This window comes from Castellaniella sp. (assembly GCF_041675725.1).
Taxonomy (GTDB): domain Bacteria; phylum Pseudomonadota; class Gammaproteobacteria; order Burkholderiales; family Burkholderiaceae_B; genus Castellaniella.
Map to the genome: position 1 here is coordinate 14,088 of NZ_JBAYTI010000010.1, position 14,085 is coordinate 28,172.

Consider the following 14,085-nt stretch of genomic DNA (forward strand, 5'->3'; position numbering starts at 1 on the left):
ACGGTTCGTCTCTGCGTATTTGGGGAATCAGGGCCTCAGGGCCTTGATTCCGCGCTTTTCATACCAGTAGTGCGCGTACGGGTTGGCGTTGTAGGCCTCGATTTCGCGATAACCATTGCGCACGTAGAGCCTCTGGGCTGCCGTCAGGCTGCGATGGGTATCGAGCCGAATCACGTCCAGGCCCACTTCGGCGGCCTGCATTTCGAGTGCGTCGAGAAGCCGCTGCGCCACGCCGGCACCGCGAGCCGTGGGCGAAACCCACATCCGCTTGATCTCGCCATAGCCATGGCCCTCGATTTTCAACCCACCGCAGCCAATGACTCGCGCGCCCAGCCGCGCAATCAGTAAATAGCCCGCCGGGGGCCGCAGTTCTTCGGGCGTGGCCGACACGCTTCGATGCGGGTCGAAGCCCTCTGTGAAGCGCGCTTGCAACTCGGCAAAATACGCATCCATGCAGGCCTGCGCGTCGCTGGACAGCGGATCGGCCACTTCGACCGTGATTTCGGCAGTATTCGGTGACGGCGCGGTTTTGGCCATGATTGAAGCCGGATCCGGAGTGCAGCGGCGGTGACGGTGCTTGTCGCGGTCAAGGCAAAGCCAGGCGCCGCAGGCGTTCGACCTGCGCCTGATTCAGACGCCGTGCTTCGGCTTCTGCAAACTGGCGCTCGCCAGGCTCGTACTGCCCGTCGTACATGCAACTTTGCGGGTTGACCCGGCAAGCATTGGAGACGACGTGAGCGGGACCGCCCTGCCGTTGGAAGCGGGGCGACTGGGGCGTCGAGCATCCGGCAAGGACAATCAGGCTGATGAGAACAATACGGCTGAGCATGCTGAAAACCACAAAATCGTCATGGGCACGAGCATACCGGAAAATGGCGGCGGTTTGCATCTCCGCCAAGTGCCGCGCGCCCATTTCAGCCTTCCCGCGGCCGCCAACGCCTGACCGCCGGCCGATTCGGCGCCCCTGGTCGATCCACGGGATCCCTACAAACAGGCATAATTCACGGAATGAAGAAAAATCTGTCACAGGGTCCACGCCCCAACGACCCTGACCCGTCTCCGGACCCGGCGCGCTGGCGCATTCTCGCGGTATTGCTGACCACGATATTCATGTCGCTGATCGGCGTGAGCATTGTCAATGTGGCCCTTCCCTCCATCCAGGCATCGCTGGGCGCCACCCAATCGGATATTCAGTGGGTGCTCTCCGGCTATGCGCTCACCTTCGGCGTGATTCTCGTGGCCGCCGGCCGCGCGGGCGACCTCATGGGCCGCGGCGGCATTTTTCTGATTGGCGTGGCCCTGTTCACGGCTTCGTCGATCGCCGCCGGCTTTGCCCCCGATGCGCGCTGGCTCAACGCGGCACGCTTCATACAGGGCGTGGGTTCCGGGCTGCTCAACCCGCAAGGGTTGGGCATGATCCAGCAATACTTCCGAGGCGCCGAACGGGGCCGTGCATTTGGCTATTTCGGCACCATCGTCGGCTTTTCCGTTGCGATCGGGCCCGTACTGGGCGGTGTCCTGATCGAACTGGGTGGCTCAGACCTGGGCTGGCGGCTGACCTTTCTAGTGAATGTGCCGATTGGCTTCCTGGTGCTGTATTTGGGGCTCAAGTGGTTTCCGCGCCCTTTGATCCGCCGCTTGGCCAAGGCCAGCGATGCAGCCGGCAAGGGCCGCCGGAGCGGATGGCGCACGCTGGATCCGGTGGGTTCCGGCCTGCTGGGGTTCGCGGTCCTGGCCGTCTTGTTCCCGTTCGTGGAATCCAGGACATCTCCGCTCACCTGGCTGATGCTGCCCGCGGGCTTGCTCCTGACGGCCATCTGGGTGATCTGGGAGCGGCGCATGGCCCGCAACGGGCAGAGCCCCATGGTCGACCTGGACATCTTTTCGACATCCAGCTTCACCAATGGCGTGCTGATCATGAGCCTGTATTTTCTGGGAATGACCAGTATCTGGGTGCTGGTGGCCCTGTACATACAAGAAGGGCTGGGCATGAGCGCGCTGCAATCCGGGCTGTTCGGCATTCCCGCGGCGCTGCTGTCCTCCTGGGCAGCAGACTGGGCAGGCCGGCGCGTGATGCACCTGGGTCGCAAGATCGTGATCGGCGGGCTCTGGCTGGCCGTGATCGGCCTGGCGTTGAGCATTTTCGTGATCTATCTCGAAGAGCATGGCCTGGCCAGCGCCTGGTGGCTCATGCTGACGCTGTCCTTCGTGGGCATTGCCCAGGGCTCGGTGATCAGCCCCAACCAGACGCTGACGCTCATGGACGTGCCGCTCGACTACGCAGGCAGTTCGGGGGCCATCATGCAGACCGGCCAGCGGATCGGCACGTCGGTCGGCATTGCCATGATCACGGCAGCCGTGTTCGGCTCGCTGACCCTGACGTCCTGGCCACGCGCCACGATGATCGGATTCGGCTTCATCATCCTGGTGATCCTGCTCGCTCTCGGGGTGGCCTGGAAAGACCTGCACGACCGCGAACGTCTGCGCACAGGGGCAAGCCGCTGAATCAGGGGCAGAGCCCGGCACCCGTATCCAGAAACCGCTCGATCCGGGCCCGCCAGGTGTCGATGTCCAGATTCTGGGCTTTCAGCCAAGCAGCATCATAATAGGTAGCCGCATACCGGTCTCCGCTGTCGCAGATCAGGGTCACCAGTGAGCCGTCCCTGCCCTGCGTGCGCATCTGGGCCGCCAGGCACAGGACCCCCATGAAGTTGGTGCCTGTCGACCCCCCTACCCGGCGAAACAGCCGGTCTGACAGCGCATGCGCGGCTGCGATCGATGCGGCGTCATCGATACGGAACATGTGGTCAATCACCGTAGGGATGAAGGATGGTTCGACCCGTGGCCGGCCAATGCCCTCGATGCGCGAGCCGCTGGCCGTGAGACCGCTGTCGCCACTCTGCCAGGCATCCAGGAACACCGAGCCCTCGACGTCCACCACACACAGCCGCGAAGTCAGGTTGCGGTAGCGGATGTATCGCCCCAGCGTCGCGGACGTACCGCCGGTGCCGGCACTCATCACCACCCATTCTGGCACCGGGTGGGGTTCACCTTCCATTTGGCGGAAGATGCTCTCGGCGATATTGTTGTTGCCCCGCCAGTCAGTCGCCCGCTCGGCATGGGTGAATTGATCCAGGTAATAGCCCTGGGTTTCGTTGGCCAGCGCCTGCGCCACGCCGTAGACTTCGTGCGCATGATCGACCAGATGACAGCGTCCGCCGAAACGCTCGATAGCCTGGATTTTCTGGGCACTGGTCGAGCGCGTCATGACGGCGATGAACGGCAGGCCCAGCAGGCGCGCGAAATAGGCTTCCGATACGGCCGTCGATCCGGATGAGGCTTCTACCAGCGTCGTGCCTTTGCAGATGTGGCCGTTGCAGATTCCGTACAGAAAGAGCGAACGTGCCAGACGGTGCTTGAGGCTGCCCGTCGGGTGCGTGCTTTCATCTTTGAAATAAATGTCGATGCCCCGCAAACCCGGGAAGTCCGGCTTGACCAGGTGGGTATCGGCAGAGCGCCGACCATCGGCCTCGAGCAGCGTAATCGCGGCGCGCGTCCACTGGCGATCATCGGCAGACAAAACGCTGGCGGCATGGGGGCAGGTTGACATGATGAGGTCCTGGAGGCGCATTGGTCGTGATCCGATTGTAGGGGAATCGGGCGGGGCCGGAATGCGCATACCCCCTCTGCCTGCCCGGGCTCCCGATGAAATACGGGCCTCAGGCATCACAATAGAAGCCGGTGCCCCGAGATCCTGGAAGCAGGCGTCCGGGGTCCGACACAGGAGAACCCATGAGCCCGACGGAACACTTGCTGGACATCGACCCCTATGTGGGCGCCCCCATGACGCTGCGCGCAGTGCCCCCCCAGCAGGGCTACCCCTATGCGCCGCGGATCGACTGCGCGGGTGCGGACGGTCTGCGCATCGAATTCTATGACCGCAGCTTCGTGAGCGAGCCCGACTTTCAACCTTATGGCCAGTTCATCGGCAGCCTCTGCGCCCAGACACTGGCACAGGATACACGGCCAGGGCCGCTGATCCTGAAGAGCATCGTGCCACAGTGGTGGATCGACGCCGACACGATGCGGCAGGTGCGCGCCTGGGCCGCCGAGCAATGCGAACGGCAGGCCGCATGACCGATGCGGTCCATCTGATCCCCGCAACCAGTGCGGCGGGCGGCCCCTGGGGCGGCGCCCATGCCCAGGCGCGAACGATCGCCTCGCAGGCCCGCAACGACGGGTCGGACTCCGTGCTCTGGCGCGCGCTCGACCTGGACATCGATGGCGACGGTGCTTGCCCCACCGCCGACGGCCTGGACTGCATCCTGATGCTGGTCGAAGGGGGCCCCCTGCATTGGGTGAAAAAGCGCACGGCACAAACCACCCGCCTGGACGCCGGTTCACGACTGTATTTCGCCGCTGAGGCGCCGTGTGCGGTTCAGGCCGTCGAAGCGCCCGCGCGCCTGTTCTTGCTGCAGCTGCTGCGCAAGCAGGCCCACGGCTGCGTCGATCTGCGCAGCCGGGCACAAAACCTGCCCATGCGCGCTGGCGAGACCCTGTTGCATTGCGCGCGGGGCCGCTGTCAACTGCGCTTGCCGGCCCACCTGGGTGGCCCACGCGAGCTGCAGGCGGGCGACACGCTGCGGATCACGCTGGCCCGGGAGCCCGCGTTCGTCCTGCCGTTCGAGCCCGGAGATGATCGCAGCCGCCTCATCGATGCGCGTATTCACAGATACTGAATACTGAATACGCGGGTGAATACGCGGGCGCCACGACCCCGCCAGGGCGGGAGGCCGCCTGCCAACGCGATGCTAGCGCGCCACCGAAGCCGCTTCGCCATGCACCATGTGCAGATACTGACGGTGGCGTTCATACTGGTCGAGGATATCGCCGATCACGGCATCTTCCGTCCAGCCCATGATGTCGTAGTCCTGCCCGCCTTCCCGCAAATGCACCTCGGCCCGGTAATAACGCCGGTCTTCTTCGTTGTCGGGCTCGTCGGACGTCAGCACCGGCCGCACCTGCGCGAGCAGCTGAACGGCATACACGAAATCCAGATACTCGCCCTGATGCGCCACGTGCAATTTCAGCCTCTGCCCGCCCATCTCCTGGTCCACTGACGTTTCGAACCCCTGTTCACGGAGCTCATCGGCCACAGCCTGCAAAGCAGGGCCAACGATATGGTCCATGAACGCGCGCACGTGATCTTCTTTGGGCATGCGCACAATGTTGCGCAGGCGATTCTGCCAAGGCTCGCGGTTGCTGGGCATCGGGGTGCGCGTCACCGTCTGGTAGCGGATGCGCCGTTTGGTGGCATCCAGCTTCAACGCTTTGAATACCCCCCAAAGCGAAAGGAGCAAGATGACGGAAAAAGGCAATGCGCTGGCGATGGTGGCCGTCTGCAAAGCCTCTAGCCCGTCGGCCAACAACAGGGCGATGGCGACCACCCCCATCAGCAAAGACCAGAATATGCGCTGCCAGACCGGAGAGCGCTCGGCCCCGTTCGAGGCCAGCAAGTCCACGACCAGGGCGCCCGAGTCGGCCGAAGTCACGAAAAACACCAGGACCATGATGATGGCGATGAACGATGTGATGCCGGCCAGCGGCAGGTGTTCGAGAAAGGCGAACAGGGCCAGCGAGCTGTCTTGCGCCACGAGCACGGCCAGATCGTGCATCTGCTCGACCAGGATCATGTGGATGGCCGTGTCGCCGAACACCGTCATCCAGATCAGGGTAAAACCAGTCGGCACCAGCAGAACGCCCCGCACGAATTCGCGGATGGTGCGCCCGCGCGAGATGCGCGCGATGAACAAACCGACAAACGGCGACCACGCAATCCACCAGCCCCAATAGAACAACGTCCAGCCGCCGATCCAGTCGTTCGGTTCATAAGCGTACAGATTGAAGGTCTTGCCCACGATTTCAGACAGGTACTGCCCCGTGTTCTGCACAAAGGTCTGCAATATGAACACGGTAGGCCCCAGAATCAGCACGAACAGCAGCAGCGCCAGGGCCAGCGCCAGATTGGTTTCGGACAGGATGCGGATGCCGCGGTCCAGCCCGCTGGCCACCGACAGCGTCGCCAGCAGGGAGGCGGCGATGATCAGCGCAATTTGCACCGGAATCGTGACGGGCAAGCCGAACAGATGGTTCAGGCCGCTGTTGATCTGGGCGACGCCCAGGCCCAGCGACGTTGCGATGCCGAACACCGTGCCAATGATGGCGAACACGTCGACGGCATGGCCGATGGGCCCGTAGATGCGGTCGCCGATCAGCGGATACAGGGCCGAGCGCAACGTCAGCGGCAGGCCATGCCGGTAGCTGAAGAACGCCAGCACCAAACCGACGATGGCGTAGATGGCCCAGGCATGCAGGCCCCAGTGAAAAAAGGTGATGTTCATCGCCTCGCGGGCGGCATCCACCGTGGCGGGTACGCCTTCGGGTGGCGAGACATAATGCATGACGGGCTCGGCCACCCCGAAGAACATCAGCCCAATGCCCATGCCCGCAGAAAACAGCATGGCAAACCAGGTGATGTCGCGGTAGTCGGGCTGGCTGTGATCCGGCCCCAGCTTGATGTCGCCATACCGGCTGATGGCCAGGTAGACGATGGCCAGGAGAATGATGGCTACCGTCAGGATGTAGAACCAGCTGGCATTGAGCAGGATCCAATTCTGGATGGCGTCGAACACCCTCTGGGCCCGGCCCGGCGCCGCCATGGTGAGTGCGACGGTCATGAGAATGAAAGCCGCGGCCGTATAAAATACAGGTGGGTGATATGTTCTACGCAAAACGGGTCGTCTCCGATCAGGCCGCAGTTCGGGCGCTGCAAAGGTCTGGGAATGAAATCCACGTGGTCATGTCGTACTATCCTGACAGCCCGTCTCAGACCCTGTCAAGGAATCTCCAGAGCGCCCCTGGCGCCCGCCTTATTTTTTCAGCCATGTCCCAGCCGCACACCGAATTGTTCACCTTGCGCGATCTCCTGCGCTGGGCTATCAGCCGCTTCCATGCCAGCGGCCTCGTCTTTGGCCATGGCAGCGACAATGCGCGCGATGAAGCCGCATACTTGCTGCTGCATGCCTTGCACCTGCCACCCGATCTGCTCGAGCCGTTCCTCGATGCCCGCCTGCTCGAACGCGAACGCCAGCGCTGTGTCGACTTGATCCACGAACGCATCACCAGCCGTAAGCCGGCGGCCTACCTGACGGGTGAAGCCTGGCTGCAGGGCGAACGTTTCCTGGTGGACGAACGCGTCATCGTGCCCCGTTCCCCGATCGCCGAATTGCTTGCAGAAGCGCTGGCGCCCTGGATCGCCCAGCCCGAAGCGGTCGAAACGGTGCTCGACCTGTGCACGGGGTCGGGTTGCCTGGCCATCCTGGCCGCCAAAGCGTTCGAAGAGGCATCGATCGATGCAGCGGACATCTCGCCGGGCGCGGTCGACGTGGCCCACGCCAACGTCAGCCTGCACGGCCTCGAGGACCGCGTACAGGTGATCCGCAGCAACCTGTACGATGCCTTGCCGGCCGGTCGCCGCTACGACATCATTCTGTGCAACCCGCCTTACGTCAATGCGCGGTCGATGGCCGAACTGCCGCCAGAATACCAGCACGAACCGGTGCTGGCCCTGGCCGGTGGCACCGACGGCATGGATCTCGTGCGCCGTATCGTGTCGCAAGCCAGCCGGTACCTGACCCATCAAGGCATTCTCGTGCTGGAAATCGGACACGAAAAACGGCACTTCGAAGCGGCATTTCCCCAGCTGCCCGGAATCTGGCTCGATACGGTGCAGGCCGCGGATCAGATCGTGCTGTTGACCCAGCCAGACCTGGCGGCCTGGCGCACAACGACATGATCCGCGTACAAGGCCTTACGCTCCGGCGTGGCGTCAAGGTCCTGCTGGACGAGGCCGATTTCGTGATCCACCCTGGCGAGCGAATCGGTATCGTAGGCAAGAATGGCGCGGGCAAATCATCCCTGTTCGCCTTGCTGCGCGGCGAAATCGACGCCGACGGCGGCAGGCTCGACATCCCGGCTTCATGGCGCATGGCCAGCGTCGAACAAATCGTGCACCAGACCGATCGCCCAGCCCGCGAATTCGTGATCGATGGCGATCGCCCCTTGCGCGCCCTGCAGGCGCGCCGGGCCGCGCTGACAGCCGACCAGGGCCATGAAATCGCCGAACTCGAAACAGCGCTGGTCGAGGCAGCCGCCTGGAGCGCACCTGCCCGCGCCGAACAACTGCTCGCCGGGCTGGGCTTCTCATCCGCCGAGTGGGGCCAGCCGGTCGCCACGTTCTCGGGAGGCTGGCAAATGCGTATCGCGCTGGCCCGTGCCCTGATGGCACCCTCCGATCTGCTGCTGCTGGACGAACCCACCAATCATCTCGATCTCGACGCCATGCTCTGGCTCGAGCGCTGGCTGGCCTCCTATCCCGGCACCATCCTGGTGATTTCGCACGACACCGAGTTTCTCGAATCCGTGGCCCGCAGCATTCTGCACTTCGATCAGTGCAAGCTGGTCCGGTACAAGGGCGGCTATCAAAGCTTCCTCGAGCAGCGGGCGGAACGCCTGCGCCAAAATCGCCTGGCTCATCAACGCCAGGCCCGCGAGGCCGCTCACCTGCAATCTTTCATCGACCGCTTCAAGGCCAAGGCCACGAAAGCCCGGCAGGCGCAAAGCCGGGTCAAGGCCCTGGCCCGCATGCAGGTCCTGGCGCCGCTCGTGGCCGAAGCCGGCATTCATATCCACCTGCCCGAGCCGGCCCACACGCCCGACGTGCTGATCACCCTGCAGGACGCGACCCTGGGCTATCGTCCGCCTTCTGGCGAGGCACGCGCCGTGCTGCACGGCGTCAACCTGACGCTGCGCGCCGGCAGCCGGATCGGCATCCTGGGGGTCAACGGGGCCGGCAAAAGCACGCTGGTCAAGACGTTGGCCGACGAGCTGCAGCCCCTGTCCGGGTCATGCCACCGGGCCCGCGGCCTCGAATGCGGCTATTTTGCCCAACAGCAGTTGGACATGCTCGATCCTGCGCTCAACGCCCTGCAACATTTCACGCGGCTGGCGCCCGACACCCGCGAACAAGAATTACGCAATATGCTCGGGCGTTTTGGTTTCAACGCCGACATGGCCGCGCAGCCGGTCGCCCTCTTCTCCGGCGGGGAAAAGGCCCGCCTGGCCCTGGCGCTCATCGTGTGGCGCAAGCCCAACCTGCTCTTGCTGGACGAACCCAGCAACCACCTGGACGTGGATACCCGTGAAGCGTTGGCCAGGGCCCTGGCGGAATTTGGGGGCAGCATGGTGCTGGTCTCGCACGACCGGCACTTGCTGCGCACCACAGTGGACCAGTTCTGGATCGTTGCCGACGGCCGTGCCATGCCGTTCGATGGTGACCTGGAAGATTACCGCGACTGGCTGCTGCAGCGCCGGGGGTCCGACCCGAAATCGGAACGCCCGGACACAGCCGGCGAGAACGATCGCAAGACACGGCGGCGCGAACAAGCGCTGGCCCGCCAGGATCTGGCGCGCCGCCGCAAGCCGCTGGAAACGCGTCTGAATCAAATCGAATCGACCCTGGCCCAGCGCAAGGCCCGGCTCGATGAGCTCACCGCACTCATGGCCCAACCCGGCTTCTATACGGATGAGGCCTGGAAGGCCCAGCGGCCCCTGTTGATTGCCGAGCAGGGCGAGCTCTCGAAGGCCGTGCAGGACGACGAGGAGGCCTGGCTCGAGCTGCAACTGGAGATCGATGCCTTGCAGGCAGACCGTTGATCAGTCCAGCACCGCCAGCCTGGCAACCCCCAGCGCCAGTGTCTTGGTGCCCACGTCTGAAAATTCGATGCGCGCCAGCGCGTCATCGCCACTGCCGCTGAGCGACACCACAGTGCCTTCCCCGAACCGGTCGTGCTGTACCCGCGTGCCGATGCGGTACGTCTGCTCTCCGACGATGACCCCCTGGGCCAGCCCACGCGCCTCGTGCAGCGAGCGACCCCGCGCCGCCCTGCCTTCCTGGCCCCCCAGGCCCCGCTTGAATGCGCCGCGCCACGGCGCCGCGGCCTGAGCGGTTTGGCGCGGGGTGAGCCATTTCAGGGTGCCCTCGGGAATTTCGTCGAGAAAACGCGAGCGCCGACCGTAGCGCGTCTGCCCATGCAACAAGCGGCTTTGGGCCAGGGTGAGGGTCAGGCGCTTGCGCGCGCGCGTAATGGCCACGTACATCAGGCGCCGCTCCTCCTCGAGCCCAGCGGGCTCCAGCAAGCTGTTTTCGTGCGGGAACAGGCCTTCTTCGAGCCCCGTAATGAACACGGCATCGAATTCGAGCCCTTTCGCTGCATGAACCGTCATCAGCTGCACCGCGTCTTCGCCTGCCTGTGCCTGATTGTCACCCGCTTCGAGGGCGGCGTGGCTGAGAAAGGCCGCCAGGGGCGACATCGGGGCATCGCCCTCGGGGATGCGCCCGGCGGCCAGGCCCTGCAGGCCGGCCTCGCCCACGAAGGCCGCGGCCGCGTTGACCAGCTCTTGCAGATTATCCAGGCGCTCCTGCCCTTCGCGATCCGACCGGTAATGGGCTTCCAGCCCGCTCGCCTGTACGACGTGGCTGATCAAATCAGGCAAGTCGAGCGTCTGGGCGGCGACCGCCATCTCGCGGATCAGGCCGACGAAACGGGCCAGGGCCGCACCCGCTTTGCCCGGCACGTGAACCACCGCGCCGGCCAGGCTCAAGCCATGCAGCCGTGCCACGTCAAGCAGTTGTTCCTGGGTCCGGGCCCCAATGCCACGGGTGGGGAAATTCACCACCCGCATCCAGGACGTGTCATCATCCGGTTGGTTGATCAGCCGCAGATAGGCAAGCACGTGCTTGATTTCCTGGCGCTCGAAAAAACGCTGCCCGCCGTACACCCGGTAAGGCACCTGCGCCGAAAACAGCGCGTGTTCGATCGGCCGCGACTGGGCGTTGCTGCGATACAAGATCGCGATCTCGCGGGCCGCCCAGCCTTCGCGCAGCAAAGCGCGGACCTCGTCGGCCAGCCATTGGGCCTCGAGGGCGTCACTGGCCTGCTCTACCACCCGCAAAGGGTCTCCAGCCCCTTGGGCCGTCCAGAGCCTCTTGCCCAAGCGCCCCTGATTGTGTCCGATCAGCGCATTGGCCGCATCGAGAATATGCCCCTGCGAACGGTAATTCTGTTCGAGGCGAATCACCCGCCCGCGCGCGTGGCGCGATTCAAAATCCGCCATGTTGCCAACCCGCGCGCCGCGAAACGCATAAATCGACTGGTCGTCGTCCCCCACGGCAAATACAGGCGCACCCCCCTCGGCCAGCAGCATGAGCCAACGATACTGCAGCAGGTTGGTATCCTGGAATTCATCGACCAGAATCTGGCGAAACCGTTGCTGATAATGGGCGCGTAACGCGGCATCGCGCTGCAACAGTTCGGTGGCACGCAGCAGCAGCTCGGCAAAATCCACCACGCCCTCGCGCTCGCATTGATCCTGATACGCCTGATAGAGTGCGGCCAGGCGCTTTCCATGGCTGTCGCGCACGTCGAGGTCCATGGGGCGCAGGCCATCCTCTTTGGCGGTATTGATCATGCGCTGCACATCACGGGCCGGATAACGGTCGGTATCGACCCCTTGCGCCTTCAGCAAGCGCTTGATGGCCGAGTGCTGATCCGCCGCATCCAGGATTTGAAATGCCTGCGGCAAGCCGGCTTCGCGATGATGGGCGCGCAGCAGCCGGTTGCACAAGCCGTGAAAAGTACCCACCCACATGCCGCGCACGTCGATGGGCAGCAAGGCCGACAGGCGCGCCAGCATTTCACGCGCGGCTTTGTTCGTGAACGTGACGGCCAGCAACTGGCGTGGCGCCAACTGCCCGGTCTGGACCAGCCACGCCATGCGCGTGGTCAGCACCCGGGTCTTGCCGCTGCCGGCGCCAGCGAGCACCAGTACGTGCTCGAGCGGTTGGGTGACGGCCTCGTGTTGGGCGTCGTTCAAACCTTCCATCATGATGCTTTCGATGCTTTCTGTAGAACCGCTGCAAAAAAACCGTCGGTGCCGTGCTCGTCGGGCCGCAGGCGCAAAAATGCATCCTGCATGGGCAGCTCGATTTTCTGCCCGGCCAGGACATCCGCCGCATCGAGCAGCGAAAAGCCCGGCACGCGGGCCAGAAAAGCGTCGATCTGCTGCTCGTTTTCTTCGGGCAGGATGCTGCAGGTGGCATAGACCAGCCGGCCGCCCGGGCGCAGGCAGCGCGCGGCCTCTTGCAACAGGGCCGCCTGGGTCTGCTGCAGCGCCAGCAGGGTCGTTGGGGTCTGGCGCCATTTGAGGTCGGGGTTGCGCCGCAAAGTACCCAGGCCGCTGCAGGGGGCGTCGACCAGAACCCGGTGCGCCTTGCCATACAGACGCTGTACGCGTTTGTCGCGCTCGGCGGCGATGACCACCGGCGTAATATTGGACAAGCCGCTGCGCGCAAAGCGCGGCTTGGCACGCGCCAGCCGCGACGCTGAAACGTCGAAGGCATACAGGCGGCCGGTGGAACGCATCAGGGCGCCCAGCAGCAAGGTCTTGCCGCCCGCGCCGGCACAGTAATCGATGACCATTTCGCCGCGCCGCGGCGCCACCAGCATGGACAGCAACTGGCTGCCTTCGTCCTGCACCTCGATTTCACCCTGTTCGAAAGACCGCCAACGCTGCACCGGAGGCCGGCCCTGCAAACGGATCCCCCACGGCGAATGAGGCGTCGGGACAGGCGACCATCGGGCCTCGGGCCCGGCCGTCCAGGCTGCCAGCATCGCATCGCGATCCGCCTTCAGCGGATTGACCCGCACGTCGAGCGGGGCGGGCTGATGCAGCGCATCGAGCAACGACAGTACGCCAGGCAGCTCGGCCAGGCGCGTATCGAGCCAATCAGGCAGGCTGTAGCGCACCGCCCGTGGCAGGCTGGCCGGATCGACCGCTTGCAAATGATCCAGCCAGGCGCCTTCGCCCGCCTGCAGCCCGGGGTCCAGCTGTGCGCGCGGCTGGGTGGCCGCCAGCCCCATGAGGGCCAGCCGGCGCTCTTCCGTCCCTTGCCCGCTCTGTGCCCAGTGCCGATAGCGCCGCAAATGGCGCAAGATGTCATACACGGCTTCTGCGATCTGCGCACGATCCCGGGAACCCGCTTCGGGGTGTGCGCGAAACCAGCGCGACAGGACGGCATCCGCCGGCCAGTCCCAGGACAACAGCTCTGGCAATACCTGAGCCACCTGGCGGATACGCAATGCCGCCGTACCCGGCGTCGGTGGGCTGCCAGCAGTTGAACCGCGTGCGGGTCGCGAGCGTGCCGATCGCGACGAGATGGATCGGCCCTTGGGTGCGGCGCCCGGCCGCAAGTGGCGTTCAGATTGAGTCATGGGGTTCCGGAGAATACTGCGTGGCTTCGAGCCATGCGCGATGCGGCTGGCCCGTGATCTGCACCCGACCGTCGTCCCGCAAGCAAACACGACCCTGGGCAAGCCAGCGCAGGACCTGTACGTAGATGGCATGCTCGACCGGCAGCAGGCGCGCGGCCAGCGTATCAGGCGTGTCGTCGGCCAGGACGGGGATCACCCCTTGGGCGATGATGGGACCATGATCGAGCACGGGCGTGACGAAATGCACGCTGCAGCCGTGCCATTGCACCCCTTGGGCAAGCGCCTGCGCATGAGTGTGCAGGCCCGGAAACGCGGGCAGCAGCGACGGGTGGATATTGATGATGCGCCCCGCAAACCGGTTTGCCAGGTCAGGCCCCAATACACGCATGAAGCCGGCCAGCAGGATGAAATCCGGCGCCAGGTCGTCGAGCCACGCCTGGAGCGCGGCATCGAAGGCTGCCCGGTTTTCGTAGTCACGATGCGCCAGGATCCGCGTTGGCAGGCCTTGCGCACGCGCCCAGGCCAGGCCGCCGGCATCGGCCCGGTTGGACAGGATCGCAAGAATTTCTATGGGCAGGTGCTCGTCTTGTACGGCGCGCACCAAAGCCTGCATGTTCGTGCCGCGCCCCGAGATCAGGATCACCACGCGCACGCTGTTTGTGGCGCATTGCACCATGAAACATGACTCCGGCAT

General features: G+C 64.6%; 12 protein-coding genes. 6 read left to right on the forward strand and 6 right to left on the reverse strand.

The annotated features are described in order from the left end of the window. Positions 1-27 precede the first annotated feature (27 nt). Positions 28-537: a GNAT family N-acetyltransferase gene (locus WCZ84_RS03195; protein ID WP_372684814.1), complete on the reverse strand. Its 510-nt coding sequence runs from the start codon at positions 535-537 to the stop codon at positions 28-30. 196 nt (positions 538-733) lie between these two features. On the opposite strand from WCZ84_RS03195, the gene WCZ84_RS03200 reads away from it, so the two are divergent. Together WCZ84_RS03200 and WCZ84_RS03205 are read left to right on the forward strand one after the other, a co-directional pair. Next, entirely contained in the window at positions 734-943 is a 210-nt protein-coding gene (locus WCZ84_RS03200) for a hypothetical protein (protein ID WP_372684815.1), read from the forward strand. A gap of 65 nt (positions 944-1,008) precedes the next feature. Further along, positions 1,009-2,505, forward strand: coding sequence for an MFS transporter (locus WCZ84_RS03205; protein WP_372684816.1), 1,497 nt, complete (start codon positions 1,009-1,011; stop codon positions 2,503-2,505). A 1-nt stretch (position 2,506) separates the two neighbouring features. Here WCZ84_RS03205 and WCZ84_RS03210 read toward each other — a convergent pair whose 3' ends face one another. After that, the gene (locus WCZ84_RS03210; protein WP_372684817.1) at positions 2,507-3,610 is read right to left on the reverse strand and encodes a PLP-dependent cysteine synthase family protein; all 1,104 of its coding nucleotides are present in this window, start codon (positions 3,608-3,610) and stop codon (positions 2,507-2,509) included. A gap of 182 nt (positions 3,611-3,792) precedes the next feature. On the opposite strand from WCZ84_RS03210, the gene WCZ84_RS03215 reads away from it, so the two are divergent. Both WCZ84_RS03215 and WCZ84_RS03220 read left to right on the forward strand, forming a co-directional pair. Beyond that, the gene (locus tag WCZ84_RS03215; RefSeq protein WP_372684818.1) at positions 3,793-4,137 is read left to right on the forward strand and encodes a hypothetical protein; all 345 of its coding nucleotides are present in this window, start codon (positions 3,793-3,795) and stop codon (positions 4,135-4,137) included. Then, complete coding sequence (locus tag WCZ84_RS03220) at positions 4,134-4,739, forward strand: HutD family protein (protein ID WP_372684819.1); 606 nt, start codon at positions 4,134-4,136, stop codon at positions 4,737-4,739. The genes WCZ84_RS03215 and WCZ84_RS03220 overlap by 4 nt, the downstream gene beginning before the upstream one ends. Before the next feature lie 72 nt (positions 4,740-4,811). Here the strand turns inward: WCZ84_RS03220 and WCZ84_RS03225 are convergent, their stop codons facing one another. Next, positions 4,812-6,791 (reverse strand): BCCT family transporter, encoded by a 1,980-nt coding sequence (locus WCZ84_RS03225; protein WP_372684820.1) that lies wholly within the window; start codon positions 6,789-6,791, stop codon positions 4,812-4,814. A 152-nt stretch (positions 6,792-6,943) separates the two neighbouring features. Here WCZ84_RS03225 and prmB point away from each other — a divergent pair, with 152 nt between their 5' ends. Both prmB and WCZ84_RS03235 read left to right on the forward strand, forming a co-directional pair. After that, positions 6,944-7,855 (forward strand): 50S ribosomal protein L3 N(5)-glutamine methyltransferase, encoded by a 912-nt coding sequence (prmB, locus tag WCZ84_RS03230; protein WP_372684852.1) that lies wholly within the window; start codon positions 6,944-6,946, stop codon positions 7,853-7,855. Beyond that, positions 7,852-9,774: an ABC-F family ATP-binding cassette domain-containing protein gene (locus tag WCZ84_RS03235; RefSeq protein WP_372684821.1), complete on the forward strand. Its 1,923-nt coding sequence runs from the start codon at positions 7,852-7,854 to the stop codon at positions 9,772-9,774. Before prmB ends, WCZ84_RS03235 begins: the two co-directional genes overlap by 4 nt. Here the strand turns inward: WCZ84_RS03235 and WCZ84_RS03240 are convergent, their stop codons facing one another. The 3 genes from WCZ84_RS03240 to purN are packed head-to-tail and all read right to left on the reverse strand — an operon-like array spanning position 9,775 to position 14,067. Next, complete coding sequence (locus WCZ84_RS03240) at positions 9,775-12,009, reverse strand: UvrD-helicase domain-containing protein (protein WP_372684853.1); 2,235 nt, start codon at positions 12,007-12,009, stop codon at positions 9,775-9,777. Beyond that, a complete protein-coding gene (locus WCZ84_RS03245; RefSeq protein WP_372684822.1) occupies positions 12,003-13,391 on the reverse strand; it encodes an RsmB/NOP family class I SAM-dependent RNA methyltransferase in 1,389 nt (462 codons plus the stop codon). The genes WCZ84_RS03240 and WCZ84_RS03245 overlap by 7 nt, the downstream gene beginning before the upstream one ends. Then, positions 13,378-14,067: a phosphoribosylglycinamide formyltransferase gene (gene purN, locus WCZ84_RS03250; RefSeq protein WP_372684823.1), complete on the reverse strand. Its 690-nt coding sequence runs from the start codon at positions 14,065-14,067 to the stop codon at positions 13,378-13,380. Before purN ends, WCZ84_RS03245 begins: the two co-directional genes overlap by 14 nt. Positions 14,068-14,085 lie beyond the last annotated feature (18 nt).